Genomic DNA, 24497 nt, shown 5'->3' with positions numbered 1-24497 from the left:
GCTGTAGGACTATCGAGTGCCTTCATTCGCCCAATCTTCGTGCCCGTGGCGTACCCGCACAATGAACACGTCGCCGTCGACTTCTATCCGGTAGACGACAAGATGGGCTTTGAAGGGATGGATACGCATTGGTGGCGACAATTCAAGCCGCTCCCGTGCCATTCGGGGACTGGCAGCGATCAGATCAAAGATCGCGAACAACTCGTCATGATACTGTCTAGCCTGCACAGCACCGAACAGGCGCACCCCTTTGCTCGGCAATACCGATGATGTCCTCTTCCGCGGCTAAAGAAAGGCGAAATCCCATTACCCGTTGCCGGGTGACTTTCCAGCGCGCTTGACTGCCTCAGTAAAGAGCGCGCCCCTGGATCGATTGCCGATGCCACTCTTCAATCCGTCATCGACAAAGCGTTGCATGGCGGCAATGTTGTCGTTGCGCTCCTGATCCCGAAGGATCAAATCGCGGACATAGTCGCTCGCGTTGGCGTAGCGACCCGTTTCGGTTTGCGCCTCAACCCAATCCTTCATCGGATCAGGCAATGATACGTTCATTGTTGCCATATCGGCCTCCATATCCCGCGCAGTATGATCCATTTTGGCAAAGTTTGTCAAAAATCCAGATGCGGGGTTAGTGTCTCAGTTCAAGGCGGACTGCCGAGTCTCGAAAGCGTCGCTGAAATTCAAACTGAGACACTACTGATGCGGGAGTGTTTTGCGAAGGCGCGATTGTGACTTAGGCGCCTATTTCAGCCAGTCGGCGAGCTTCGCCTTGCGCACATCCCGCAGCAGGCTGATGAAACCGTCGGCCTGATGCTCTGCCGTCAGCCGGCCCTTTTCCGCCGTCGCAATGCTGGCGTCGCCGACCACGCCGTTCGGGTTGAGATCGGTGGCGATCCAGGCGAAGGCGTGGGTGCCGGTGTGGCGCAGCAGCGAAAATTCCTTCTCGGCCCTGGCGACATTGGAAACGAAATTGTCGGCCTTGGCCATGTCGACGAGGTCCGGCCGGAAATGCAGCATCAGCGAGGTCTCGACATCGCCGCCATGGATGCCGTGGCGGTCCTCGAGTTCGGTGTACATGCCGGCCGGGCGGCCAAAGCGCTGCCAGCTCGTCTTCACCGCCAGCATCTTTTCGCGCACCCGCAATTCGCGCGTGATGATGCCCATGATCTCTTCATTGCCGCCATGCGAATTGACGACGATGAGTTTGCGCACCCCGGCGCGCGCGATCGACATGCCAAGCTCGGTCCAGGCCTCGACCAACGTCGTTGCCGGCAGAGTGAGCGTGCCCGGCGCATGCAGGTGCTCGTTCGACTTGCCCACCGCCTGGACCGGCAGGATGCGGATGTCGAGATCGTCGGGCAGGCGGGCGATCACCGTGTCGAGCATGCCGTTCATGATCGAGGTGTCGGTCGAGACAGGCAGATGCGGTCCATGCTGCTCGATCGCGGCCACCGGCAGAACGGCGATCGTCGCCTCCGGATCGATCGAGGCGTATTCGGTTGTCCGGTAGTCTCCCCACCAGACGCGTCTTTTTGCAGCGGTCATGTCATGCCTCTTCGATGAACGGTGAGACCTAGCGCGGCACAGGCCTGCTGTCGATCACCCGGCAGCGATGACCTCGACCTCGACCTTGAATTGCGGACGGGCAAAGCCGGAAACGATCATCAGCGTCGAGGCCGGCGCCGGGCTCGAAAACAGCCGGTCACGGACATCCATATAGGGGCGCAAATGGGCGCGGTCGGTGACATAGGCGTTGATGCGCACGATGTCCCCGAGCCCCAGCCCGGCCTCGCCGAGGATAGCCTCGATGTTGCGGAAGCAGAGTTCGGCCTGGGCGCCGGCGTCCTCGGGAATCTGGTCGTCCGCCGTGATCGCCACCTGGCCCGAGCACAGCACCAGCCGCTTGCCCGCCGGCACTTCGACGCCGTGGCTGTAGCGGGCAAAGGGTGGCTTGATCGACTTCGGGGTGAGGAATCTGAACATGGCAATCTCCTGGATGCCGTCAGCCTAAGGCCGTATTCACTACAGCTTCAAGATGGCTTGGGATGTCGCTGGTGCGATTGTGGACAGGCGTTCAAAAAATAGGCACGATGCCTTCGGTGCAGCACGACCTTTCCGGTTTTCGCAGATGGCTGTGGTGCAGGCGGGCGGGTTCCGGCGCGAGCCGCCGGTGGCATGTGTCTTGCTTCTTGAATCTTTGGTGTCGAGCCTGGCGCGTGGCGCCGGAGCAAACAGAGGGTGGTTGTCGATGTATGCAAAACGGAAGATCTCGGTAGCGGCGGCGGCCCTGCTGGCGGCCGGCACGCTGGGGGCCGCGGCGAATGAAAAAGTCACCTTCGGCACCAACTGGTTGGCCGAGCCGGAACATGGCGGTTACTATCAGGCCGTGGCGGACGGCACCTATGCCGCCTGCGGCCTCGATGTCACCATCATGCAGGGCGGACCGCAGGTCAGCGGCCGGCCGATGCTGCTTGCCGGCAAGATCGATTTCTACATGGGCGGCAACTTGCTGTCGGCTTTCGACGCCGTCCAGCAAGGCATTCCGATGCGCGTGGTGGCGGCCGATTTCCAGAAGGACCCACAGGTCATCATGTCCCATCCCGGCGAGGGGCTGGACAAATGGGAGGACCTGAAGAACGCCGACCAGTACATACTGGGTGACGAAGGCGTGCAGACCTTCTTCCAGTGGATGGTCACCGCACTCGGCTTCGACGCCGCCAAGCGCGCGCCCTACACCTACAACACCGCTCCCTTCCTCGCCAACAAGAAGTCGATCCAGCAGGGCTACGTCACCTCGGAGCCGTTCGCGGTCAAGAAGGAAGGCGGCTTCGTTCCGAACCAGTTCCTGCTCGCCGACTATGGCTGGGACACCTACTCGACGACGATCGAGGTGATGCAGGACACGATCGACAAGAAGCCGGAGGTGGTCCAGTGCTTCGTCGATGGCTCGGCCAAGGGCTGGTACAAGTACCTCTACGGCGACAACAAGGCCGCCAACGACATGATCAAGAAAGACAATCCTGACATGAGCGACGAGCAGATCGCTTTCTCGATCGAGCAGATGAAGAAGTTCGGTCTTGCCGATTCCGGTGATACCGAGAAACTCGGCATCGGCGCCATGACCGACGCGCGCATCAAGAGTTTCTATGACAAGATGGTCAAAGCCAAGGTTACGCCGGAGGGCATCGACATTACGAAGGCCTACACGCTGGCCTTCGTCAACAAGGGCGTCGGGCTCGACCTGAAGAAATAGGCCAGCCTGAGCATGATAGGGGAAAAGGTGGCGCGAGCGCTGGCATCGGACGTCGCTCCGACCTTGCTGGCGCTGCGCGGCGTCGGCAAGGTGTTTTCCAACGGCGTGACGGCGCTGAGCAATGTCGACCTGACGATCCGGGAAGGCGATTTCCTCAGCCTGCTCGGGCCGTCCGGTTGCGGCAAGTCGACGGCGCTACGGCTGATCGCCGGCCTGTCGACGCCGACCTCCGGCATGCTTGACTGGCGCGGCGGCGGCTCGCTCGACCGCGCCAATATCGGCTTCGTCTTCCAGGAGCCGACGCTGCTGCCCTGGGCCAGCGTCTTCGACAATGTCTGGCTGCCGCTCAGGCTGAAAGGCATTTCCCGCCCCAAGGCCGCCCCGGCGATCACGCAAATGCTGGCGCGGGTTCACCTGACCGGCTTCGAAGACGCCGTGCCGCGCGAACTGTCGGGCGGCATGAAGATGCGCGTCTCGATCGCGCGCGCCATGGTGACCAAGCCGCGCGTGCTGCTGATGGACGAACCGTTCGCGGCACTCGACGAGATCACCCGTTTCAAGCTCAACAACGACCTTCTGGAGCTGTGGCAGGACGAACGCTTCACCGTCGTCTTCGTCACCCACAGCGTTTTCGAAAGCGTGTTTTTGTCCAACCGGGTCGTCGTCATGGCGGCGCGGCCGGGCCGGGTGTTCGACGAACTCGCCATCGAGGCGGCCTATCCGCGCGACGAGGCGTTTCGCACCTCGCCGGACTATGCAGCCCTTTGCCGTCAGGCCTCCGACGTGCTGGTCAATGCCATCAATTCAACAGCGGGCCCGCATCATGACGGTCATTGACGGCACGTTGAAACTCGACCCCGAGGAAGCGCGCCGTGTGCGCCAGGAGCGGCTCGAGCGGGTCGGCCGCTGGCTGCTGCCGCTGGCGATAATGATCCTGGCGATCTGGCTGTGGGACCGCATCTGCGTGTGGAACGAGATCCCGCAATATATCCTGCCGCGCCCCGGCGTGGTGCTGCAGACGCTCTACAACGATGCCGGCCTGCTGTTCTCCTCGCTGCTGGTCACCTTGCGCATCACCTTTCTCAGCCTGGCCTTGGCGGTCATCGGCGGCGTCGGCCTGTCGGTGCTGTTCGCGCAATCGAAATGGGTGGAGATGTCGTTCTTCCCGTTCGCCATCGTGCTGCAAGTGACGCCGATCGTGGCGATCTTTCCGCTGATCAACATCTATGTGAACAACCAGACGACCAAGCTTCTGCTCTGCGCCTGGATCGTCGCCTTCTTTCCTATCCTGTCCAACACCACGCTCGGCCTGAATTCTGTCGATCGCAATCTGCGCGACCTGTTCAAGCTCAATGGCGCGACGCGCTGGCAGCAGCTGCGCTATCTCAGGCTGCCGGCGGCGATGCCGTATTTCCTCGGCGGGTTGAAGATCGCCGGCGGCCTGTCGCTGATCGGCGCCGTGGTGGCCGAGTTCGTCGCCGGGGCCACCGGCCAGTCGTCAGGGCTCGCCTCGCGCATCATCGAGGCCGGCTACCGGCTGAACGCGCCAAGACTGTTCGCGGCGCTGTTCCTGATCTCGCTGACCGGCATTCTCATCTTCCTCGTGCTGTCACTGATTTCGCATCTTATTCTCAGGCGCTGGCACGAAAGCGCGCTGAAGCAGGAGCGGTAGTGCCTTGATTCCGGACTCAGCTTCATACCGGCTTGCCAATGCCCGGGTTCACCGGTCACTGACGTCGGGTCTTGCCGCGACTTACGACAATGACGGTTTCACGCTGGTCGACATTGCTATTGCCGACGGCAAGATCTCCAGCATTGCGGCGCATGGCAAATCGAAGGCACCGACGGAGGCTATCGATCTTGCCGGTCGTATCGTGCTGCCGTGCTTCGTCGACTGCCACACCCATATCGACAAGGGCCATATCTGGCCGCGAAAGCCCAATCCCGATGGCACTTTCATGGGTGCGCTCAATGCCGCGGGCGCCGACCGCGCCGCGCGCTGGAGTGCCGAGGATTTGGCCAAGCGCATGGATTTCTCGCTGCGCTCGGCTTACGCGCATGGCACCAAAGCGCTGCGCACCCATCTCGACAGCGTCGCGCCGCAGGAGGAAATCTCCTGGCCGGTGTTCGAGGCGGTGCGCGAGACATGGCGCGGCCGCATCGAGTTGCAGGGCGCCTGTCTGCTCGGCATCGAGGGCGTGCGCGACAAGAAGTGGTTCGACAGGCTGGCGAAACGGGTGGCCGCGGCCAAGGGCGTGCTGGGCGTCGTCACCTATATGGTGCCGGACCTGGAAGAACTGCTCGATCATGTCTTCGCGCAAGCGATCAAGCATGGACTCGATCTCGATTTCCATGCCGATGAGACCGACGACATTGCGGCGATCTCGCTGAAGAAGATCGCCGAGGCGGCACTATGGAACGGTTTCGAGGGCAAGATCCTCGTCGGCCATTGCTGCTCGCTGGCGCGGCAGCCCGACCTCGAGGTGCTGGACACGCTGGACAAGGTGGCAAAGGCCGGACTGGCGGTGGTGTCGCTGCCGATGTGCAATCTCTATCTGCAGGATCGGCGCGGGGACCAGACCACGCCGCGTTGGCGTGGCGTGACGCTGCTGCACGAGATGAAGGCGAGGGGCATTCCTGTCGCCGTCGCTTCCGACAACACGCGTGATCCCTTCTACGCCTATGGCGATCTCGACATGCTGGAGGTCTACCGCATGGCCACGCGCATCCTGCATTTCGATCATCCGGTCGCCGACTGGCCGCAAGCGGTCACTGCCACGCCGGCCAAGGTGATGCGGCTCGATGGTTTTGGCACGCTTGCGGCCGGCGGCGATGCCGATTTCATCCTGTTCAAAGGTCGAAGCTGGACGGAATTGCTGTCGCGGCCCGAATCGGATCGCATCGTCGTGCGCGGCGGCCGCGCGATCGAGCGGCAATTGCCCGACTATGCCGAACTCGATGAACTGATGGTGGAATGATGGACGTTTCGGCGCTCAAACGCGATCTCGACGGGCTGAAACTCGACGACAATCCGGCCATCGTCCAGCAGAAGAGCCGCGATTTCTACTGGTACAGCCCGGTGCTGAAACAGCAGCTCGACCATGTCACCGGCGACCTGATCGTGACGCCGAAGACCGAGGCCGAGCTGATCCGCGTGCTCGCCGCCTGTCACCGGCATGGCGTGCCGGTGACGCCGCGCGGCAGCGGCACCGGCAATTACGGCCAGGCGATGCCATTGTCGGGCGGCGTGGTGCTCAATCTTGCCGAGATGAACGAGATCAAGTCGATCGCGCCGGGGCGCGTGGTGACGGGGCCTGGTGCTATTCTGGCCGATATCGACAAGGCTACACGCGCGCATTCCGGGCAGGAGCTCAGGCTCTCGCCCTCGACCTACAACACCGCCTCGATCGGCGGCTTCATCGGCGGCGGCTCTGGCGGCGTCGGCTCGATCAATTTCGGCGGGTTGCGCGATTTCGGCAATGTGCTGCGCCTGCGCGTGGTGACGATGGAGGCCGAGCCGAAGGCGCTCGAACTCACCGGCGAGGATCTGCACAAGGTGACCCACGCTTACGGCACCAACGGCATCATCACGGAAGTCGAGATGCCGCTGACGGCGGCCTATGAGTGGATCGATGTCATTGTCGGCTTCGATGCCTTCATGGACGCGGCGCGCTACGGCAATGCGCTGGCCTGCCAGGACGGCATCCTGACCAAGCTGATCACACCGATCGCGGCGCCCGTGCCGCAGCTTTATTTCAAGCGCCACCAGAAGTTTTTCAGGCAGGGCCAGAGCATTTGCGTCGTCATGGTGGCGCAGCATGGGCTGGATGCGTTCCTCGCCTTCACCCGGCGCGCTGGCGGCGAGGTGGTCTTCAACGCCGCGACCGCGACGCCCGAAGAGAAAAAGGGTCTGCCGCCGGCCTATGAGCTGGCCTGGAACCACACCACGCTGAGGGGACTGCGCGTCGATCCCGACATCACCTATCTGCAGTCGCTCTATCCGTTTCCCAATCAGCTGGCGCTGGTCGAGAAAATGGACGCGATGTTTCCCGGCGAAGTGTTTTCGCATCTCGAGTTCGTGCGGCTGGACGGCAATATCACCTGTTTCGGCCTGCCGCTGGTAAAATTCACCACCGAGGCGCGGCTCGACGAGATCGTTCGCCTGCATGAGAAAAATGGCTGCCCGATCTTCAACCCGCATCGCTACACGCTGGAGGAGGGTGGCATGAAGCAGACGGATGCCGTGCAACTCGCCTTCAAGCGCGAGACCGACCCGCAAGGTCTGCTCAATCCCGGCAAGATGATCGCCTGGGAAAATCCGGACTATGATTATCGCTCGGGCCGCACTTTCTTGTTCAAGGGGCTGCAGAGGGCGGGGTGATGCAATGACGAACGCGTGGCTTGGCGCTGACCTGCGGGATGTCCTCCCGTGAACATCCTTGTCCTCTACGCTCACCCGGTCGAGACCAGCTTCAATGCCGGCCTGCACCGGTTGATCGTCGAGCGGCTGACGGCGGCGGGCCATGATGTCGATGATTGCGACCTCTACGCCGAGGATTTCGACCCGCGGCTGATGCGCCAGGAGAGGCTGGATTATCACAACCAGCGGGGCGCCGCGGACCCGGCGGCGCCTTATGTCGAGCGACTGCTGCGTGCCGAGGCGCTGGTGCTTTCCTATCCGGTCTGGAACTACGGCTTTCCGGCGATCCTCAAGGGTTTTTTCGACCGCGTCTTCCTGCCCGGCGTGTCGTTCAGGCTGGTCGACGGCAAGGTGCAGCCGTCCCTGCACAACATCCGTAAGGTCGCGGCCGTCACCACCTATGGCGGCAGCCGGTTCCGTGCCATTGTGATGGGCGATCCGCCACGCAGGCTGATCAAGCGCATGCTGCGCGCCACCGTAAAGCCCGGCGCGCCGGTGACCTACCTCGCGCACTACGCGATGAACCTGTCGACTGACCAAACGCGAAAATCCTTCATGACGAAGGTTGCGGCGAGCATGGATGCATTCTGATGCGGGTCCTCGTGGTCTATTGCCATCCGGTGCCGGAAAGCTTTTGCGCCGCGATCCGCGACACCGCTCTGGATGTGCTCAAGGCCAAGGGTTGGGAGGTGCGGCTGCTCGACCTCTATGCCGAGAAATTCGACCCGGTGATGGGCTGCGACGAGCGGCGCTCTTACAACAATCAGGCGCCGCAGGATCCCGCGCTGAAACCGCATTTCGAACTGCTCGGTTGGGCCGAAGCAATCCTGTTCGTCTATCCGACGTGGTGGTACGGGCTGCCGGCAATGCTGAAGGGCTGGCTCGACCGGGTGTGGGCGACGGACGTCGCCTTCAAACTGCCGGTGGGCAAAGGGCGGATCAAATCGCTGATGACGCATGTCACCAAGGTCGGCGTCATCACCACCTGCGGCGCGCCGACCTGGTGGAGCGTCGTCGTCGGCCAGCCCGGACGCAAGACCTTGTTGCGCGGCATGCGGGCGCTGTGCGCGAGACGCTGCAGGACGTTCTTCCTGGCGCATTATCTGATGGACGCCTCGACGCCAAAGACGCGGGCAGCGTTTCTGGCGAAGGTGCGGATGAAGCTGGAAAGGTTTTGAGGAATTAGGCGTCCTTCTTCCCGTTTAACGGGGAGAAGATGCCGGCAGGCAGATGAGGGGCGGCGCGGACGTTTGCCTTATTCTGGGGCGCTGGCGCGGCCCTCATCCGACCCTATCGGGCCACCTTCTCCCCGTGAAACGGGGAGAAGGAAGAGGGCGCTACATCTTCGTCCGTTCCGCCTTCGGGTCATACATCGGCTTCAGCGAGGCTTCCGCCGCAAAACGCTCGCCGGCGATCTCGATCTCGTAGGATGAGGCCAGCACATCGGCCTCGCTCTCGCCCTGGCACGGCACATAGCCGAGCCCAATGGCGCCGCCGAGGTGATGGCCGTAATTGCCCGAGGTGATCGGGCCGACGATCTTGCCGTCGCGCAGGATGGCTTCATTGTGGAAGAGCAGGGGTTGTGGGTCTTTCAGCCAGAATTGGATCAGCCGGCGGTTCAATCCGGCTTCCTTCTTCTTCATCACGGCATCGCGGCCGATGAAGTCGCCCTTGGCGGTCTTCACAGCGAAGCCGAGGCCGGCTTCCAACACATTGTCCTCGTCAGTGATGTCGTGGCCGAAATGCCGAAAAGCCTTTTCGATGCGGCAGGAATCCAGAGTGTGCAGGCCGCAGAGTTTCAGACCGACATCGGTGCCGGCCTCGTCGATCGCTTCGAAGACATGGGCAGCCTGATCGGTCGAGACATAGAGCTCCCAGCCGAGTTCGCCGACATAGGTGACGCGGTGGGCGCGGGCGAGGCCCATGCCGATCTCGATCTCCTGGAACGTGCCGAACGGGTTGTTCTCGTTGGAGAAGTCGTTGGGGCTGACTTTCTGGATCAGCTTTCGCGCATCCGGACCCATCAGGCAGAGCACGCTTTCCGCCGCCGTGACATCGGTGATGACGACGAACTCCTCGCCGACATGCCGGCGCAGCCAGGCCAGATCGCGCTGCAGCGTGGCGCCTGGGACGACGAGGAAGTAGGCGGTGTCCGACAGGCGCGAGACGGTGAGATCGCTCTCGATGCCGCCGCGCTGGTTGAGCATCTGGGTATAGACGATCTTGCCCGGTGCCACGTCCATGTCGTTGGCGCACAGCCTTTGCAGGAAGGCACAGGCATCGCGGCCCTCGACGCGGATCTTGCCGAACGAAGTCATGTCGAACAGGCCGACCTTGTTGCGGACCGCCAGATGTTCCTCGCGCTGGTTGTCGAACCAGTTCTGCCGCTTCCAGGAATAGCGGTATTCGCGCTCCTGGCCGTCGCGGGCGAACCAGTTGGCGCGCTCCCAGCCGGCGACCTCGCCGAACACGGCGCCGCGCGCCTTCAGGTGCTCATGCAGGGGTGAGCGGCGCACACCGCGCGACGTCGCCATCTGCCGATAGGGGAAATGGTCTGCATAGAGCAGGCCGAGCGTTTCGGAGACGCGCTGCTTGAGGTAGCGGCGGTTCTTCTGGAATGGCTGGGCACGGCGGATGTCGACTTCCCAGAGGTCGAACGGCGCTTCGCCATCGTTGATCCACTGCGCCAGTGCCATGCCGGCGCCGCCGGAGGAGACGATGCCGATCGAATTGTAGCCGGTCGCCATCCAGTAGCCGGACAGTTCCGGCGCCTCGCCGAGATAGTAGCGGTCGTCCGGGGTAAAACTCTCGGGGCCGTTGAAGAAGGTGTGGATGCCGGCGGTGGCCAGCATCGGCATGCGGTTGACGCCCATTTCGAGGATCGGTTCGAAATGGTCCATATCCTCCGGCAATTGGTCGAAGCAGAAATCCTCGCGGATGCCGTCCATGCCCCATGGCTTGGCCACCGGCTCGAAGGCGCCGAGCATCATTTTGCCGGCGTCTTCCTTGTAGTAGGCGCATTCGTCGGGAACGCGCAGCACCGGCAAGCGGGAGAGGCCGGGGATAGGCTCGGTGACGAGGTAGAAATGCTCGCAGGCGTGCAGCGGAATGGTGACGCCGTTCTGGGCGCCGAGTTCGCGGGCCCACATGCCGGCGCAGTTGACGACAATGTCGGCCTCGATCATGCCCTTTTCGTTGCCCTGCGCCCAGGACACGCCGGTGACGCGGCCGTTCCTGGTATGGACTTTGGTGACCTTCACATTCTCGACGATGGCAGCACCCCGCTGGCGCGCGCCCTTGGCTAGAGCCATGGCGATGTTGGCGGGGTCGCACTGGCCGTCGAGCGGCAGATGCACGGCGCCGACGACGTCGGAGACGTTGAGATGTGGATACATCTCTTTGACTTCATTCGGCGAAATCTCGCGCACGTCGACATCGAAGGCACGCGCCAGCGATGCCTGCCGGTAGATCTCGTGCTTGCGCTCCTCGGTCAGCGCGACCGTGATCGAGCCGACCTGGCGCATGCCGGTGCCGACCTCGGTCTCGGCTTCCAGCTTGACGTAGAGGTCGGCCGAATATTTCGCCAGCCGCGTCATGTTCTGCGAGCCGCGCAACTGGCCGATCAGGCCGGCGGCATGCCAGGTCGTGCCCGAGGTCAGCTGCTTGCGCTCCAGAAGCACGATGTCGGTCCAGCCGAGCTTGGCCAGGTGATAGGCGACCGAACAGCCGGAAACGCCACCGCCGATGATCACCGCCCTCGCTTTGGTAGGAATGGCCTTGGTGGGGATGCTCTTGGTCATGCGGCCTCGCGGCGATAGCTGGAAGCAAAACGGCGCAGCCGAGCGGCCGCCTCCTGCAGTACGGGCTCGGGCTGGCAGAGGCTGATGCGGATGTGGCCGGCGGCGGCTTCGCCGAAGCTGGAGCCGGGCATCACGCCGACCTTCTCCTGGTCGAGGAGGGCCCAGGCGAATTTTTCGTCATCCGGTTCGACATCGGATATGTCGAGCATGACATACATGCCGCCTTCGGAACCGCGCACGCTGACATTGTTCATGCCGCGCACGGCATCCAGCAGGACGGTGCGGCGCGCCGCGTAGCGCTCGGCGATCTCCTTGACGCCGTAACGGTTCTCGAGTGCCTCGGCGCAGGCGATCGAGATGAAGGCCGGCAGGCCGTATGTCGTCACCAGATTGAGGTTGATGAGCAGCGTAATCATATCCTGCGGACCGGTCAGCCAGCCCATGCGCCAGCCGGTCATGCCATGGCTCTTGGACATGGAATTGATGACCAGCGTGCGCTCGGCCATGCCGGGTAGCGAGCGTGGCGAGGCATGCTCGCCGCCGCCCAGCGTCCAGTAGACCTCGTCCGACAGCAGCCAGAGATCATGCTCGCGGCAGATTTCGGCCAGCTGTTCCAGCCGCTCGCGCGAATAGACCGCACCTGTCGGGTTGTTCGGCGTGTTGATCAGGATGGCGCGCGTGTTGGGCTTGAGTGCCGCGCGGATCATGTCCGCGCGGGGCTGAAAACCGTCCTCGGCCGGCGTCTCGACGACGGTGAAACTCGCGCCGGCGGCGCTGAATGTGTTGGGATAGGTGGCATAGTACGGCGCCACGACGATGGCATGATCGCCCTGGTCGAGAACGGCCTGCACGGCCGCATAAAGGGCCGCCTGGCCACCCGGCGTGGCGATGACTTGATCGGGCGTCGTCTCGACGCCGGTGCAGGCGCTGGAGGCGGCCGCCATTGCCTGGCGCAGGCGCGGCAGGCCGGGAAGCGGCGTGTAATGGTGATTGCTGCCGCGAACCGCGGTTACGCAGGCCTCGATCGTTTGCGAGGGCGTGTCGAAGTCGTGATCGCCGACCGACAGCATGATGATGTCCTCGCCGGCTTCCTTGCGGGTCCAGGCGGCGAAATGAACCTCCCAGCCATCCTTGCCCGAAGGCACGATGCCGGAGATGCGAGACGATGGTCTAGGCATGCAAAACCCCCGAAATTTCGTAACCGTCCTGCTGCAGCCGATCGCGCAGCGCGGCAATGTGCGGCGGTCCGACTTCGCAGCAGCCGCCGACGATCTCAGCACCTGCCTCCACCCAGCCGATCGCTTGCTCGGCATAGGCGTCCGGGCCGAGGTCGTGGCGGGCGTGCAGCACATCGACGGTACCGCCGTGCTTGAGCGCTTCCGTGGAGGTGAAGCCATTGGCATAGGCGCCGACCGGGCCGCCGAGGTCGATCAGTTCAGGCAAGGCGGCGGCGATTGCTTCCGGCCGGCAGCAGTTGAGCAGCCGCGCCGCTATCGGCAGGCCATCGAGCGCGCTTGCCGCGGCGGCTATTGTTTCACCGCTGCGCAGCCGCGGCGTGCCGTGATCGGCGAGCGTCCACGACACCCAGACCGGTTTGCCGCTTTCCGATGCCGCGGTGACGGCCGCGCGCGCCTCATCGGCAGAGGCCATGGTTTCGCAGAGGAACAGATCGACGCCATCCGCCTGCTCGGCAACGATGCGGCGGTAGATGTCGAGCGTCTCCTGGTAAGAGATGGTCAGCGCAGGGGCGTAGCTGCCGAAAAGCGGCGACAGGCAGCCGGCGATCGCTGCGTCGCCGGCTGCGTCACACGCTTGCCGGGCCAATTCGATGCCGCGCTTCTGCAACGGCTTGAACAGGTCCTCGGCACCCTCGCGCGCCAGGCGCTCAGGTGTCGCCGAATAGGTATTGATGGTGATCACGCGGGCGCCGGCGCGGATGAATTCGGCATGCAGGTCGCGCACCAGATCGGGTTCGTCGATCAGGACCCTGGCCGACCACAACGGCGTCGGCTCGGATTTGCTGCGCCGGACCAGTTCCTGGCCCATGCCACCATCGGTGAGGATGACATTCTTCATGCGCGCAGCCTCTCGTTCCTGGGATCCCAGAGCGGCTCGTCCTTCTGCACGACCGCCTGGAAACGGTCGCCGAAGATTTCGACCTCGACGGAGGTGCCTGGCTCGGTCAAATCCACGCGCAGCATGCCGAGCGCGATCGACTTGTCGATGCGATGGCCCCAGCCGCCTGACGTGGTCTCGCCGACGATCTGGCCGCCATGCCACAGCGTCGACATGTAGGGCGCGTCGCAATCACCGGGGTTTTCGACGACCAGCGTGACGAAGCGCTTCTTCACGCCTTGCTGCTTCTCGTTCTGCAGTGCTGCCTTGCCGCGGAAATCGGGCTTCTCCCATTTGACGAAGCGCTCGAGCCCGCCCTGCAGGATAGAATAGTCGGTCGACAGATCGCCCTTCCAGGCGCGGTAGCCCTTCTCCAGCCTGAGCGAATCCAGCGCGTACATGCCGAACGGCTTCAGTCCATGCTTCTGCCCGGCCGCCCAGATGGCGTCGAAGATGGCGGCGGTGTCACCGATCTTGGTGTGGATTTCCCAGCCGAGTTCGCCGGCAAAGGAGACGCGCACCAGCTTGGCCCAGCGGCCGGCTATCCTGGTTTCCTGATGCGTCAGCCACGGTAGGGCGAGGTCGGCGTCGCAGACATCGGCGAGGATTCTTCGCGAATTTGGGCCGGCCAGGATCTGAGTGGAATAGTCCTCGGTGCGGTCGGTTAGCGTGAAGGCCGCATCCCCGGGCATGCGAGACTTCAGCCATTCGAAATCATGCCATTGCGCGACCGCCGCGGTGATCAGCGTCATCTGGTCCTCGCCGTGGCGCACGACCGACATTTCGGTGACGATGCGGCCCTTGTCGTCGGCGAAATAGACCAGGCCGATGCGGCCGGGCTTCGGCACCAGTCCGGTGACCTGCAGGCTTAGCCATTCGGCGGCGCCGGGGCCTTCGAGGTTGAAGCGCGAGAAACCCGGCAGGTCGAGTATGCCGGCGGCGTCACGCACGGCCAGGCATTCTTCGCGCACGCGATGCTGCCAGGGTCCGTCGCGGCGGAAGGTCAGTGTTGCTTCCTCCGAGATGTCGTCGCCGGGTTGCGCATACCAGGTGGCGCGTTCCCAGCCATTATAGGCGTCGAAGCGGCCGCCGAGCGCCTTTGTGCGGTCGTGGATCGGTGACAGTTTACGGTCGCGACCTTCCGGCCAGGCATGGCGCGGGAACTGGATGGCGTATTCATTGCCGTAGATTTCCATGCCCTTGGCGACGCAATAGTCTGGCGCCGAGGCAAAGGACGTAAAGCGGCGCGGATCGCAGGACCACATGTCCCATTCCGTCTGGCCCTGCGTGACCCATTCAGCCAGCACTTTGCCGGCGCCGCCGCCTTGCGCAATGCCGAAGGTGAAGACGCAGGCCTCGAAGGCGTTGGGCACGCCGGGCATCGGGCCGATCAGCGGGTTGCCGTCCGGCGCATAGGGGATGGGGCCGTTGATGACCTTGGAAAGGCCGGCCGTGCCCAGGATCGGCACGCGGGCGACGGCGTCTGCCAAATAATGTTCCAGCCGGTCGAGATCGTCGGGGAAGAGCTGGAAGGAAAAATCCTCCGGCATCGGATCGCCAGGGGTGGCCCAATGCGCGCGGCAGTTGCGCTCATAGGGGCCGAGATTCATGCCGGCCTTTTCCTGACGAAGGTAATAGGACGTATCGACATCGCGCAGCAGCGGCAGTTTCTTGCCTTGTTCCTTCGACCATGCGGCGAGTTCGGGGATTTCCTCGAAGAGGATGTATTGGTGGCTCATCACCATCATCGGCACCTCGCGGCCGAACATCCGGCCGACCTCGGCGGCACGGTAACCGGCGGCATTGACGACGATTTCGCAGCGGATCTCGCCTTGCGGCGTGGTGACCACCCATTCGTCCTTCTCGCAGCGCACGCCGGTGACGGGGCAGAAGCGGATGATTTTCGCACCCAGGTCACGCGCGCCCTTGGCCAGCGCCTGGGTCAATTGCGCCGGGTCGATGTCGCCGTCGCTCGGGTCATAGAGCGCGCCCTTCAAATCATGCGTCTCGATGAAGGGATAACGGCGCTTGATCTCGTCGACGCCGACCACGTCGATGTCCATGCCCTGATAGCGGCCCATGCCCTTGGCGCGCTGGAATTCCTGCATGCGCTCTTTTGTATGGGCAAGGCGCAGCGAGCCGGTGACGTGGTAATTCATGGGATAGTCGACCGCGTCGGCGAGGCCGCGGTAAAGCTCGGTGGAATAGCGCTGCATGTTCATCAGCGACCAGGACGAGGAGAAGGTCGGCACATTGCCGGCGGCATGCCAGGTCGAGCCCGATGTCAGCTCGTTCTTCTCCAGGAGCACGCAATCGGTCCAGCCTGCCTTGGCGAGATGATACAGCGAGGAGGTGCCGACGACGCCACCTCCGATGATCACCACGCGCGCCGTGCTCGGCAAACCCGCCATGTTCTTCTCCCAGACCGAAGCGCGTCGCGCTTCTATTTCTTGTTTTGATGYATGTCGTTATCCCAAAACCGCTGCACACTTTTGGGCGACATGCATTTCAATAAACCGGTGGCGAAACCACCCAGATGACAACCGCCGGCTCGGTGCCTGGATTGCGCCAGCGATAGGGCTTGCCTTCGAAGCGGAAGGAATCGCCTTCGCCGAGCCGGTGCCAGACGCCAGCTATCTCGATCTCGAAAATACCCGAGGCGAGATAGCCGGCTTCCTCGGTCGGCCGCAGCTGCTCGGTCTTCATCTGCGCGCCCGGCGCGAAGATCGAGCGCACCATCTCGAAGCTACCACCGAGATCGGGCGACAGGAGTTCTTCCACCAGGCCGGTCTCGCTGGTGCCAAGGGTGCGGCGCCTGCCGGCGCGCACCACCACGCCGCGCTCGCTTTCGACCGGCACGTCATGGCTGAAGAACAGGCTGATCGGCACACCGAACAGTTCGGCGAACGCCCTGAGATCGCTGAGCGACGGCGTCGACAGGCCGCGTTCGACCTGGCTGACCCAGCCGACCGAACGGCCGAGTTTCAGCGCGATTTCGGCGAGCGTCAGCCCGCGTGCCCGGCGCAGCGCGCGGATATCGCTGGCCAGCACGCGTTCGTCAGGTCCCTGCAATGTTCGTGCGGTAGGAGACGCCAAAACGCTCACTTCATGAAAATTTCAATCCGAATTTCATGAGAAATCAAGCTCATGAAAAAATCAAGTAGATTTTCACCAATGCTCAAGATTTGCTTGCAGGATTTTCACGGTTCATGCAAAGGCTCCGCCGCGAGCGGCGAGTGGGGACGTCCGATCGACGCAATGGCTAAGGGACGGCCCATGTTGGAAAAGAAGGCTCGAATCGCGGATGAGGCCGAGATCGTCGACGAGGCGATCGTGTCGCGCCGTTCGGTGCGCGCGTTTTTGCCCGACATGATCGACGACAACACCGTTCGCGACATTCTGGCGGTTGCGGCACGCGCGCCGTCCGGTACCAACATGCAGCCATGGCGGGTCTACGTCACCAAGGGTGAGACCAAGCAGCAGATATCGGATGCCATTCTGAATTCCGGTATCCGCGCCGAAAAGGCCGACTGGGACGAGTATCGCTACTATCCCACCCAGTTCTTCGAACCTTATCTGACGCGGCGGCGCGCCAACGGTTTCGGCCTCTACGGCGCGCTCGGCATCGGCCGCCGCGAGGTCGACAAGATGCGTGCCCAGCACGACCGCAACTTCGTCTTCTTCGACGCGCCCGTCGGCATGATCTTCACCATCGATCGCCGCCTCAACCAGGGCTCGTGGATCGACTACGGCATGTTCCTGCAGAACATCATGGTCGCGGCGCGGGGCAGGGGCCTGCACACATGTCCGCAGGCGGCCTTCGCGCCCTACCACCGGCAGATCCGGCCGGTGCTCAACATTCCCGACGAGGAGATCGTCGTCTGCGGCATGGCGCTCGGCTATGAGGACACCTCCAAGCCGGAAAACGCCTTCCGCACCGACCGCGTGCCGCTGGAAGAGTGGGTGACGTTCAGCGAATAGAGCGGCTGCTGACTTCAGCTATTCGGTATTCATCTGCATGCCATGGCCGCTGACATGGGCGCCGTCCTGGGGCGTCAGCTTGAGGTAGGCAAGCAGCGCGCAGAGCGTGATGAGGCCCTCGATCGCGAACAGGATCCGGAAATCATTGGTCACGGCAGGCCCGCCGCCGGCCAGGAACGACAGCATGGCCGCCGCCAGGCCGACGCTGACCGCCACCGCCAGCTGCCAGAGGATGTAGTAGAGCGCGCTGAAGCGAGCGAGCTGGTCTGGGGCGATGTCGGAATAGGCGAGGTTGCCGGTCGAGGCCCATTGAACAGACCGAAAGACGCCGAAAGCAAAGATATAGCCAAGCACGATCCACACCGGCGTGGTCGCCTGCATCAAGGCGAAGCCGGCGACCATGGCGGCAACGACAGGCGTGTTGAAGACCAGGACGCGGCGGAAGCCGAACCGGTTGAGGACGCGCGGCATGAAGAAACGCATGATCACCGAGCCGAGCGCGGCAACGAAGGTCAGCGATCCCGCCTGCACCGCGCTCATGCCGAAGCCGAGCTGGAACAGCAGCGGCAGCAGGAAGGCGACGGAACTCAGCCCGATCGTGTCCAGCCCGCCGCCGGTGAGGAACGAGATGCGGAAGGTGCGGATGCGCAGGAGCTTGAGATCGAGCAGGGGATTGGGTACGCGCAGGCAGTAGAGCGAGGCAATCGACAGGATGATGACCGCCAGCGCCAGTTCGCCGGCAATCATCCCGCCGCCGGCGTCTTTGGCGGCAAGCGAATCCATGCCGAACACCAGCAGGATCATGCCGCTGCCGACCAGCAGGAAGCCTGGAAAATCGAACCGCGTGCGAACGGGCTTGGTCATGGTCGGGAACAGCGAGGCGGCAAGGACTGCCGCCGCCAGCGCGAACGGCACGTTGATGAAGAAAATCCAGCGCCAGGAAATGTAGGTGGTCAGAGCGCCGCCGACGAGCGGCCCGACGAGCGGCCCGGTCTGGCTTGCCACCGAGATATACATGTTGATTTTCAGCGTCCGGTTGCGCGGGAAGCTCGACAGGATGACGACCTGGCCGAGCGTGCCCATCAGTGCCCCGCCAAATCCCTGCAGCGCGCGGGCGCCGACCAGTGTCCAGATGTTATCAGACAGGCCGCAGAGCGCCGACGAGGTGGCGAACACCAGCAAGGCAAAGCAGTAGACGTTGCGCAGGCCGAAGCGGTCGGCGGCCCAGCCGCCGAGCGGCATCGAGATGATCAGGCTGGCGACATAGACGGTGATCAGCAGGCCGAGCTGGCTCGGCGGGCGGGCGAGGCTTTCGCCGATGCCGGGCAGCGCCGTCACCACGACATTCTGGTCGAGGCTGGTCATGAACACGCCGCAGGCGACCGTTAGCGGCAGCAGGAGCAAGGCTCTGGCCGACACATCGGCGCGATCCGTGGCGCCGGCGGATAGTTCTGCGGTCATGGGGATGTTCGAACCAAACGAATGTGCCGAGCCTGAGACGGGATTTCTATCCCTTGGGCCGATCTGGCGGCCATGTTGTTCCACCATGGCCGCCCGCGGCGCGATTCTCTAGCGGCAGAACCGGCGGGCATTGAGGCCAGAAGCAGGGGCGAAGCGGCCATATGCCGCCACCGCCTACTGCACCTCGTAGCCGACTTCCTCGCTGGCATGGCAGAGCGCCTTCCAGAACGAACGTGCAAAGGAGCGGAAGACGTAGATGTCGAACTGGTCGGCGCCGGTGCGCTGAATCTGGGCGAAGACGTCGTGGTGAGCGGTCGACCGCCCGGCGCCGACTGGGAAGGCCGGCAGCGCGAAGTCGATGGCGAAGAATTTCGCCAGCACCCATTCGGCCTTCGGCCCCGCGATGCGGATGGCGGTGCGACCATGGGACAGGTCCGTCACCGTGCCGATGGCAGGCGTCACCGCCTTGGCAAAAGCCGCGGCCAGCCCTTCCGCCTCGTCGGCCACGGTGAATTTTCCCGGCGCGAAGCCGAACACCGATTTCACGCCGTCGCTCGAGCCCCCGCCGGCGCCGTCCGGCAGCGCCAGCCCGGTGACGCTGCGGATGGCAGCGATCAGTTTCTTCTCCTCGCCCGGCCAGGCGGCGAGCTGAACGATCGAGCCCGGCCTCGTCTCGGTCAGCAGGATCTCGACGCCATGCTCGAAATTGCCATGCGAGCCGACATGAAACTCCGGCTCGAGGGGGGATTGGCGCTCAACCATGCATGCGGGTCCCTTCCGGATCGTAGAAATGGTTGGAGACGATCTCGACCGGTCCGAACCTATTGCGCAAGGGATCGGAGACATGGGCACGCGTGCCGTGTCGCGCCTTGCCGCCCTGGACCAGCGCCAGCGCGATATGTTTGCCGAGTGCCGGGGAATAGCAGCAGGCGGTGATGTGTCCGATCGATCCGTGCGGATTGGCCTCGTCCAACGCCTCAACAATGTGCGCGCCGCCACTGAGCGGCCGGTTGTCGAGCGCGATCAGGCCGACCAGTTCCAACCGATCGGACGCGATCAGGCCTTCGCGGTCCATCATCGCCGAGCCGATGAAGGGCTTCTTCTTCGACAGCATCCAGTCGAGATGCAGGTCGCGCGCAGTGGTGCGGCCGTCGATCTCCGCGCCAGTGACATGGCCCTTCTCGATGCGCATCGTGCCCAGCGCCTCGAGCCCGTAGGTGACCAGGCCGAACGGCTTGCCGGCTTCGATCAGCGCTTCCCAGACGTGGGTGCCATGGCCGGCGCCGGAATAGACCTCGAAGGCCATTTCGCCGGAGAAGGAAAGCCGGCAAATCATCACCGGCACGCCTGCGATCTGGCCATGGACGATGCCCATGAAGGGCAGTGTCGCATTGTCGACCGCGGTGCCGGTGACGCAGGCGGCGAGGATCTGCCTGGCTTTCGGGCCGCCGATCGCCGCACCCGCCCATTCGTCGGTCACCGAAGTGACGTGAACCTTGAGGTCCGGCCAGATCACGTCGAGGAAGTATTCCAGATGCTGCATCACCTTGCCGGCATTGGCCGTCGTGGTGGTCATAAGGAAATCCTGTTCGCCGAGCCGCCAGGTGGTGCCGTCGTCGAAAGCGAAGCCGTCCTCGCGCAGCATCAGCCCGTAGCGCGCCTTGCCGACGGCGAGCGTCGAAAACATGTTGGTGTAGACGCGGTCGAGGAACGCGGCGGCATCGGGGCCCTGCACGGCGATCTTGCCCAGCGTCGAGACATCGACGATGCCAGCACTTTCACGCGTCGCCTTGGCTTCGCGCACATAGGCCTGCTCGATCGTTTCGCCTGAAAGCCCGTAGATCATCGGCCGGTACCAGAGGCCGGCGGAATACATGGTCGCGCCATTGGCGAGGTGCCAATCATGCATCGGCGTCAGCCGCTCCGGCTTCAGGTCGCCAAAGCGCTCCGCCGCCAGCGAGCCGATCGAAACGGGCGCGAAGGGTGGCCGGAAGCGCGTCGTGCCGACTTCGGGGATCGGCTTGCCCAGCGCCTCGGCCATGATGGCGAGGCCGGGAACGTTGGAGCTCTTGCCCTGGTCGGTGGCCATGCCGAGCGTGGTGTAGCGCTTCAGATGCTCTACCGAGACGAAGCCTTCGCGGTGCGCCAGCCGGACATCCTCCGCCGTCACGTCATGCTGGAAGTCGACAAAGCTCTTGCCCTTGGCCCTGATCTCGAACACAGGCGCCGGATCGGGATCTCCGTGGACGGCTTCGACCGTGGGCAATGCCGCCGGCGTGCTCGTTCCACCGGCCGCTGCAAGGCCGGCGGCGCGGCCTTCGGCGATCGCCTCGGCCGTGGAAAAATTGCCGGTAAAAGCGCCGGCTCCAATCCACTGCTGTGTTGGCCATTGCTGCGCCGGCTTCGGCGGCAGGAAGGCCTGGCGTGCGGCATTCCATTCCGCTTTGGCGCCGGCCTGGCTGGCCAGATGAATGGTCGGCGACCAGCCGCCGGACATCAGCAGGCAGTCGGCATGGATGCTTCGCTCATCGCCGGTGAGCGCGCCGGTGACCATGTCGAAACGCTGAACCTTGACGCCGGACAGCGCCTTGCCGCCCTCGGTGGCGACCACGGCATGGCCCGCAAAGATCTCGGCCTCGGCTTCCGTGGCCAGCTTGCGCATCTCTGGCGAAAGCTCGGACCTGACGTCGGCGATGGCAACGATCGCCGCACCGGCCTTCTTCAGGGCGACGGCCGCGCGATAGGCGCTGTCATTGTTGGTGAACAGCGCGATCCGCTCGCCCGGCAGCACGCCGAACTCGTTGGCATAGCGCTCCGCCGCATGCGCCAGCATCACGCCCGGCCTGTCATTGCCGGGGAAGACCAGCGGCCGTTCGAAGGCGCCGGTGGCCAGCACCACCGATCTGGCACGGATCGCCCAATAGCGATGGCGCGGCTCGCCCTTGGCGGGCTGCTCCTTGTGGTCGCTGACCCGTTCGAGCGCGGCAAGCGTGTTGTTGTCGTAATAGCCCCACACCGTGGTGCGCGGCAAAAGCCGGACATTGTCACGGCCTTCGAGCTGGGTGACGGTGCGGCGCGCCCAATCGGCGGCCGGCGCGCCATCGATGGTTTCGTCCGACCAGTTGGTCGAGCCGCCAAAACGCGGCTCGAGATCGGCCAGCATGACGCGGGCGCCCTGATCGGCGGCGGCCTTGGCGGCCATCAGGCCGGCCGGGCCGGAGCCGACCACCAGCACGTCACAAAAAGCGTTCATGCGTTCGTAGCGGGCGGGATCCTTCGCCGATCCGGCGCTGCCCAGACCAGCGGCGCGGCGAATGAAATGCTCGCAGAACATCCAGAAATGCGTGCCTTTCAGCGGACCCATCACCGGCCCCATGAAAGTCTTGTAGTAGAAGCCGGCCGACAGGATCTTGCCGCCGAGCTGGTTGACGGCATGGATATCCCAGGCCAGGGAAGGGAAACGGTTCTGGCTGATCGCCACCAGCCCATCATGAATCTCGACCATGGTCGCTGGAATGTTAGGCTCGCGCACCTCGCCCTTCAGCACCGTCACCAGCGCGTTGGGCTCCTCGACGCCCGCGGTCAGCAGGCCGCGCGGACGGTGGTATTTGAACGAGCGGCCGAAAAGCGTGACGCCCTTGGCCAGCAGCGCTGAGGCCAGCGTGTCGCCGGCATGGCCGGTAAAGGCAACGCCGTCGAAGGTGAAGCGGATCGTCTTCAGCCGGTCGATGCGGCCGCCAGTGTCGGTGCGGCGCGGGCTCATGCCTTGTCCTCCGCCTTGCGGCGCGCGGTTGAGGCATGATCGCCGCGCACGAAGGCGACGCTCGAAATCTCATGCGTCAGCGTGTTGCGCACGACGCGCAGATGCGTGCGACAACCGCCGGAATGCTGCCAAATCTCATTGTGGTCGCCGGCCGGGTTCAGCCGGTCATAGACATAGGCGTTCCACGCCTCGAAATTCTGCGAGGCCGGGTCGGGACGTTCGCGGTTGCCGTCACCCTGATAGGTGAATTCGATGACGTCGCGCGGGCCGCAATAGGGACAGGTGATCAACATCGAATATTCCTAATGCAGCCTGGGGTTCGCGCCCTGGCCCTTGTCGTCGATGACGAGGCCTCGGTGGAAGCGATCGAGGGTGAACGGCGCGTTGAAATCGTGCGGCTCATCCTTGGCGATGGTCCAGGCGAAGGTCCAGCCGGAGGCCGGCGTCGCCTTGAAGCCGCCGTAGCACCAGCCGCAGTTGAGATACATGCCGGGCAGGGGACCGGTGGTGATGATCGGCGAACCGTCCATCGACATGTCGCAGACACCGCCCCACGAACGCAGCATGCGCACACGCGCAAGGCCCGGAAACAGCGCCAGCATCTCGCTCATCACCTCGTCGACGATGGGCAAGTTGCCGCGCTGGGCATAGCTGTTGTAGCCGTCGATATCGCCGCCATAGACAAGGCCGCCCTTGTCGGACTGCGACATATAGAAATGGCCCATGCCGAAGGTCACGACCGTGTCGATGAAGGGTTTTAGCGATTCCGTCACGAAGGCCTGCAGCACATGGCTCTCGATCGGCATCGTCTCGATGCCGGCCAACCGCATGACGCGTCCGGTGCTGCCGGCCACGGCGACCGCCACCTTCTTGGCCCTGATGTCGCCGCGCGAGGTGGTGACGCCGGTGACGCGATCGCCATCGCGCAGGAAGCCGGTGACCTCGCAATTCTCGATGATGTCGACGCCGCGCCGGTCGGCGCCGCGCGCATAACCCCAGGCCACCGCATCGTGACGGGCGGTGCCGGCGCGCCGTTGCATCAGGCCGCCAACGACGGGAAAGCGTGCGTCGCTGGAGATATCGAGCGCCGGGATCAGGCGCTTGATCTGCGCCGGCGTCATCAGTTCGGCGTCGACGCCGAGATGGCGCATGGCGTTGCCGCGCCTGGCATAGTCGTCGAACTGCGCCGGCGTATGCGCCAGGTTCAGGCAGCCGCGCCGCGAGAACATGACGTTGTAGTTGAGTTCGTGCGACAGGCCCTCCCATAGCTTCATCGAATGTTCGTAGAAGCGGGTGTTGGCGGGCAACAGGTAGTTCGAGCGCACGGCCGTTGTGTTGCGGCCGACATTGCCGGAGCCGAGCCAGCCCTTTTCCAGCACCGCGACATTGGTGATGCCGTGCTCCTTGGCCAGATAGTAGGCGGTCGCCAGCCCGTGGCCGCCGCCACCAATGATGATGACGTCATAGGAAGCCTTCGGGTCCGGCTTGCGCCAAGCCGCCTTCCAGTCCTTGTTTCCCTTGAGCGCGTTCGCGAGCAGCGAAAAGGCCGAGTACTCTGCCATCATTGTCATCCGGTTCGGGCGATGCGGCAGACTATAGAGCAGGCCGCATCCGCAAAGCCAATATTGCGCCATGGCCTTTCGACTGGCCGACGCCGCGATGCGACGGCTTGCCCGACGATATGGCCGTCTTTATCAAGGACAG

At 63.8% G+C, this 24497-nt stretch carries 21 protein-coding genes and 1 pseudogene; 8 read left to right on the top strand and 14 right to left on the bottom strand.

The window, feature by feature from the left end; genetic code table 11:
* Positions 1-9: 9 nt before the first annotated feature.
* The 4 genes and pseudogenes from AB4Z43_RS02630 to AB4Z43_RS02615 form a co-directional block, all read right to left on the bottom strand.
* Positions 10-307: pseudogene (locus AB4Z43_RS02630) on the bottom strand (type II toxin-antitoxin system RelE/ParE family toxin).
* Entirely contained in the window at positions 307-561 is a 255-nt protein-coding gene (locus tag AB4Z43_RS02625; protein WP_441935772.1) for a type II toxin-antitoxin system ParD family antitoxin, read from the bottom strand. Before AB4Z43_RS02625 ends, AB4Z43_RS02630 begins: the two are co-directional and overlap by 1 nt.
* A 180-nt stretch (positions 562-741) precedes the next feature.
* Positions 742-1545 carry a creatininase family protein gene (locus tag AB4Z43_RS02620; protein ID WP_038647444.1) on the bottom strand — a complete coding sequence of 268 codons (804 nt, stop codon included), beginning with the start codon at positions 1543-1545 and terminating at the stop codon, positions 742-744.
* A gap of 54 nt (positions 1546-1599) precedes the next feature.
* Positions 1600-1983 carry a RidA family protein gene (locus AB4Z43_RS02615; protein ID WP_019858748.1) on the bottom strand — a complete coding sequence of 128 codons (384 nt, stop codon included), beginning with the start codon at positions 1981-1983 and terminating at the stop codon, positions 1600-1602.
* A gap of 265 nt (positions 1984-2248) precedes the next feature.
* Here AB4Z43_RS02615 and AB4Z43_RS02610 point away from each other — a divergent pair, with 265 nt between their 5' ends.
* The 7 genes from AB4Z43_RS02610 to AB4Z43_RS02580 are packed head-to-tail and all read left to right on the top strand — an operon-like array spanning position 2249 to position 8851.
* Entirely contained in the window at positions 2249-3253 is a 1005-nt protein-coding gene (locus AB4Z43_RS02610; RefSeq protein WP_064983992.1) for an ABC transporter substrate-binding protein, read from the top strand.
* Positions 3254-3265: 12 nt separating this feature from the next.
* Positions 3266-4090, top strand: coding sequence for an ABC transporter ATP-binding protein (locus tag AB4Z43_RS02605; RefSeq protein ID WP_441935769.1), 825 nt, complete (start codon positions 3266-3268; stop codon positions 4088-4090).
* Positions 4077-4925 carry an ABC transporter permease gene (locus tag AB4Z43_RS02600; RefSeq protein ID WP_038647435.1) on the top strand — a complete coding sequence of 283 codons (849 nt, stop codon included), beginning with the start codon at positions 4077-4079 and terminating at the stop codon, positions 4923-4925. Before AB4Z43_RS02605 ends, AB4Z43_RS02600 begins: the two co-directional genes overlap by 14 nt.
* 4 nt (positions 4926-4929) lie before the next feature.
* A complete protein-coding gene (locus tag AB4Z43_RS02595; protein ID WP_441935767.1) occupies positions 4930-6231 on the top strand; it encodes a cytosine deaminase in 1302 nt (433 codons plus the stop codon).
* Positions 6231-7634 carry an FAD-binding oxidoreductase gene (locus AB4Z43_RS02590; protein ID WP_441936154.1) on the top strand — a complete coding sequence of 468 codons (1404 nt, stop codon included), beginning with the start codon at positions 6231-6233 and terminating at the stop codon, positions 7632-7634. Before AB4Z43_RS02595 ends, AB4Z43_RS02590 begins: the two co-directional genes overlap by 1 nt.
* Positions 7635-7682: 48 nt before the next feature.
* Entirely contained in the window at positions 7683-8264 is a 582-nt protein-coding gene (locus AB4Z43_RS02585) for an NAD(P)H-dependent oxidoreductase (protein ID WP_064983998.1), read from the top strand.
* The gene (locus AB4Z43_RS02580; protein ID WP_019858741.1) at positions 8264-8851 is read left to right on the top strand and encodes an NAD(P)H-dependent oxidoreductase; all 588 of its coding nucleotides are present in this window, start codon (positions 8264-8266) and stop codon (positions 8849-8851) included. Before AB4Z43_RS02585 ends, AB4Z43_RS02580 begins: the two co-directional genes overlap by 1 nt.
* A 159-nt stretch (positions 8852-9010) precedes the next feature.
* On the opposite strand, the gene AB4Z43_RS02575 is transcribed toward AB4Z43_RS02580, so the two are convergent.
* From AB4Z43_RS02575 to AB4Z43_RS02555, 5 genes are all read right to left on the bottom strand, one after another.
* Positions 9011-11473, bottom strand: a complete 2463-nt coding sequence (locus tag AB4Z43_RS02575; protein WP_019858740.1) for a GcvT family protein — start codon at positions 11471-11473, stop codon at positions 9011-9013.
* On the bottom strand, positions 11470-12651 hold the full coding sequence (locus AB4Z43_RS02570; RefSeq protein ID WP_441935764.1) for a pyridoxal phosphate-dependent aminotransferase: 1182 nt from the start codon (positions 12649-12651) through the stop codon (positions 11470-11472). The genes AB4Z43_RS02575 and AB4Z43_RS02570 overlap by 4 nt, the downstream gene beginning before the upstream one ends.
* Positions 12644-13549, bottom strand: coding sequence for a homocysteine S-methyltransferase family protein (locus AB4Z43_RS02565; protein WP_441935762.1), 906 nt, complete (start codon positions 13547-13549; stop codon positions 12644-12646). The genes AB4Z43_RS02570 and AB4Z43_RS02565 overlap by 8 nt, the downstream gene beginning before the upstream one ends.
* The gene (locus AB4Z43_RS02560) at positions 13546-15999 is read right to left on the bottom strand and encodes a GcvT family protein (protein WP_441935760.1); all 2454 of its coding nucleotides are present in this window, start codon (positions 15997-15999) and stop codon (positions 13546-13548) included. The genes AB4Z43_RS02565 and AB4Z43_RS02560 overlap by 4 nt, the downstream gene beginning before the upstream one ends.
* 97 nt (positions 16000-16096) lie before the next feature.
* A complete protein-coding gene (locus AB4Z43_RS02555; RefSeq protein ID WP_019858736.1) occupies positions 16097-16639 on the bottom strand; it encodes a helix-turn-helix domain-containing protein in 543 nt (180 codons plus the stop codon).
* A 225-nt stretch (positions 16640-16864) separates the two neighbouring features.
* On the opposite strand from AB4Z43_RS02555, the gene AB4Z43_RS02550 reads away from it, so the two are divergent.
* Positions 16865-17569 carry a nitroreductase gene (locus tag AB4Z43_RS02550; RefSeq protein ID WP_069093446.1) on the top strand — a complete coding sequence of 235 codons (705 nt, stop codon included), beginning with the start codon at positions 16865-16867 and terminating at the stop codon, positions 17567-17569.
* A gap of 18 nt (positions 17570-17587) precedes the next feature.
* Here AB4Z43_RS02550 and AB4Z43_RS02545 read toward each other — a convergent pair whose 3' ends face one another.
* The 5 genes from AB4Z43_RS02545 to AB4Z43_RS02525 form a co-directional block, all read right to left on the bottom strand.
* Positions 17588-19030 carry an MFS transporter gene (locus tag AB4Z43_RS02545; RefSeq protein WP_202359756.1) on the bottom strand — a complete coding sequence of 481 codons (1443 nt, stop codon included), beginning with the start codon at positions 19028-19030 and terminating at the stop codon, positions 17588-17590.
* 174 nt (positions 19031-19204) lie between these two features.
* Complete coding sequence (locus AB4Z43_RS02540) at positions 19205-19792, bottom strand: sarcosine oxidase subunit gamma (protein WP_202359757.1); 588 nt, start codon at positions 19790-19792, stop codon at positions 19205-19207.
* On the bottom strand, positions 19785-22793 hold the full coding sequence (locus AB4Z43_RS02535) for a sarcosine oxidase subunit alpha (RefSeq protein ID WP_441935757.1): 3009 nt from the start codon (positions 22791-22793) through the stop codon (positions 19785-19787). The genes AB4Z43_RS02540 and AB4Z43_RS02535 overlap by 8 nt, the downstream gene beginning before the upstream one ends.
* Complete coding sequence (locus tag AB4Z43_RS02530; protein ID WP_019858730.1) at positions 22790-23086, bottom strand: sarcosine oxidase subunit delta; 297 nt, start codon at positions 23084-23086, stop codon at positions 22790-22792. Before AB4Z43_RS02530 ends, AB4Z43_RS02535 begins: the two co-directional genes overlap by 4 nt.
* Before the next feature lie 9 nt (positions 23087-23095).
* Entirely contained in the window at positions 23096-24355 is a 1260-nt protein-coding gene (locus tag AB4Z43_RS02525; protein ID WP_441935754.1) for a sarcosine oxidase subunit beta, read from the bottom strand.
* Between the last annotated feature and the right edge of the window lie 142 nt (positions 24356-24497).

It is taken from the genome of Mesorhizobium sp. 2RAF45 (assembly GCF_052115225.1).
GTDB classification, from domain to species: domain Bacteria; phylum Pseudomonadota; class Alphaproteobacteria; order Rhizobiales; family Rhizobiaceae; genus Mesorhizobium; species Mesorhizobium jarvisii.
The sequence above is the reverse complement of the archived record's forward strand: the minus strand, read 5'-3'. Positions and strand labels throughout refer to the sequence as shown.

What these genes read in the sequence shown, in the direction of transcription:
- AB4Z43_RS02625 (WP_441935772.1), bottom strand. Translation starts at nt 561, where the DNA reads ATGGCAACAATGAACGTATCATTGCCTGATCCGATGAAGGATTGGGTT.
- AB4Z43_RS02620 (WP_038647444.1), bottom strand. Translation starts at nt 1,545, where the DNA reads ATGACCGCTGCAAAAAGACGCGTCTGGTGGGGAGACTACCGGACAACC.
- AB4Z43_RS02615 (WP_019858748.1), bottom strand. Translation starts at nt 1,983, where the DNA reads ATGTTCAGATTCCTCACCCCGAAGTCGATCAAGCCACCCTTTGCCCGC.
- AB4Z43_RS02610 (WP_064983992.1), top strand. Translation starts at nt 2,249, where the DNA reads ATGTATGCAAAACGGAAGATCTCGGTAGCGGCGGCGGCCCTGCTGGCG.
- AB4Z43_RS02605 (WP_441935769.1), top strand. Translation starts at nt 3,266, where the DNA reads ATGATAGGGGAAAAGGTGGCGCGAGCGCTGGCATCGGACGTCGCTCCG.
- AB4Z43_RS02600 (WP_038647435.1), top strand. Translation starts at nt 4,077, where the DNA reads ATGACGGTCATTGACGGCACGTTGAAACTCGACCCCGAGGAAGCGCGC.
- AB4Z43_RS02590 (WP_441936154.1), top strand. Translation starts at nt 6,231, where the DNA reads ATGGACGTTTCGGCGCTCAAACGCGATCTCGACGGGCTGAAACTCGAC.
- AB4Z43_RS02580 (WP_019858741.1), top strand. Translation starts at nt 8,264, where the DNA reads ATGCGGGTCCTCGTGGTCTATTGCCATCCGGTGCCGGAAAGCTTTTGC.
- AB4Z43_RS02575 (WP_019858740.1), bottom strand. Translation starts at nt 11,473, where the DNA reads ATGACCAAGAGCATCCCCACCAAGGCCATTCCTACCAAAGCGAGGGCG.
- AB4Z43_RS02570 (WP_441935764.1), bottom strand. Translation starts at nt 12,651, where the DNA reads ATGCCTAGACCATCGTCTCGCATCTCCGGCATCGTGCCTTCGGGCAAG.
- AB4Z43_RS02565 (WP_441935762.1), bottom strand. Translation starts at nt 13,549, where the DNA reads ATGAAGAATGTCATCCTCACCGATGGTGGCATGGGCCAGGAACTGGTC.
- AB4Z43_RS02560 (WP_441935760.1), bottom strand. Translation starts at nt 15,999, where the DNA reads ATGGCGGGTTTGCCGAGCACGGCGCGCGTGGTGATCATCGGAGGTGGC.
- AB4Z43_RS02550 (WP_069093446.1), top strand. Translation starts at nt 16,865, where the DNA reads ATGTTGGAAAAGAAGGCTCGAATCGCGGATGAGGCCGAGATCGTCGAC.
- AB4Z43_RS02545 (WP_202359756.1), bottom strand. Translation starts at nt 19,030, where the DNA reads ATGACCGCAGAACTATCCGCCGGCGCCACGGATCGCGCCGATGTGTCG.
- AB4Z43_RS02540 (WP_202359757.1), bottom strand. Translation starts at nt 19,792, where the DNA reads ATGGTTGAGCGCCAATCCCCCCTCGAGCCGGAGTTTCATGTCGGCTCG.
- AB4Z43_RS02535 (WP_441935757.1), bottom strand. Translation starts at nt 22,793, where the DNA reads ATGAGCCCGCGCCGCACCGACACTGGCGGCCGCATCGACCGGCTGAAG.
- AB4Z43_RS02530 (WP_019858730.1), bottom strand. Translation starts at nt 23,086, where the DNA reads ATGTTGATCACCTGTCCCTATTGCGGCCCGCGCGACGTCATCGAATTC.
- AB4Z43_RS02525 (WP_441935754.1), bottom strand. Translation starts at nt 24,355, where the DNA reads ATGGCAGAGTACTCGGCCTTTTCGCTGCTCGCGAACGCGCTCAAGGGA.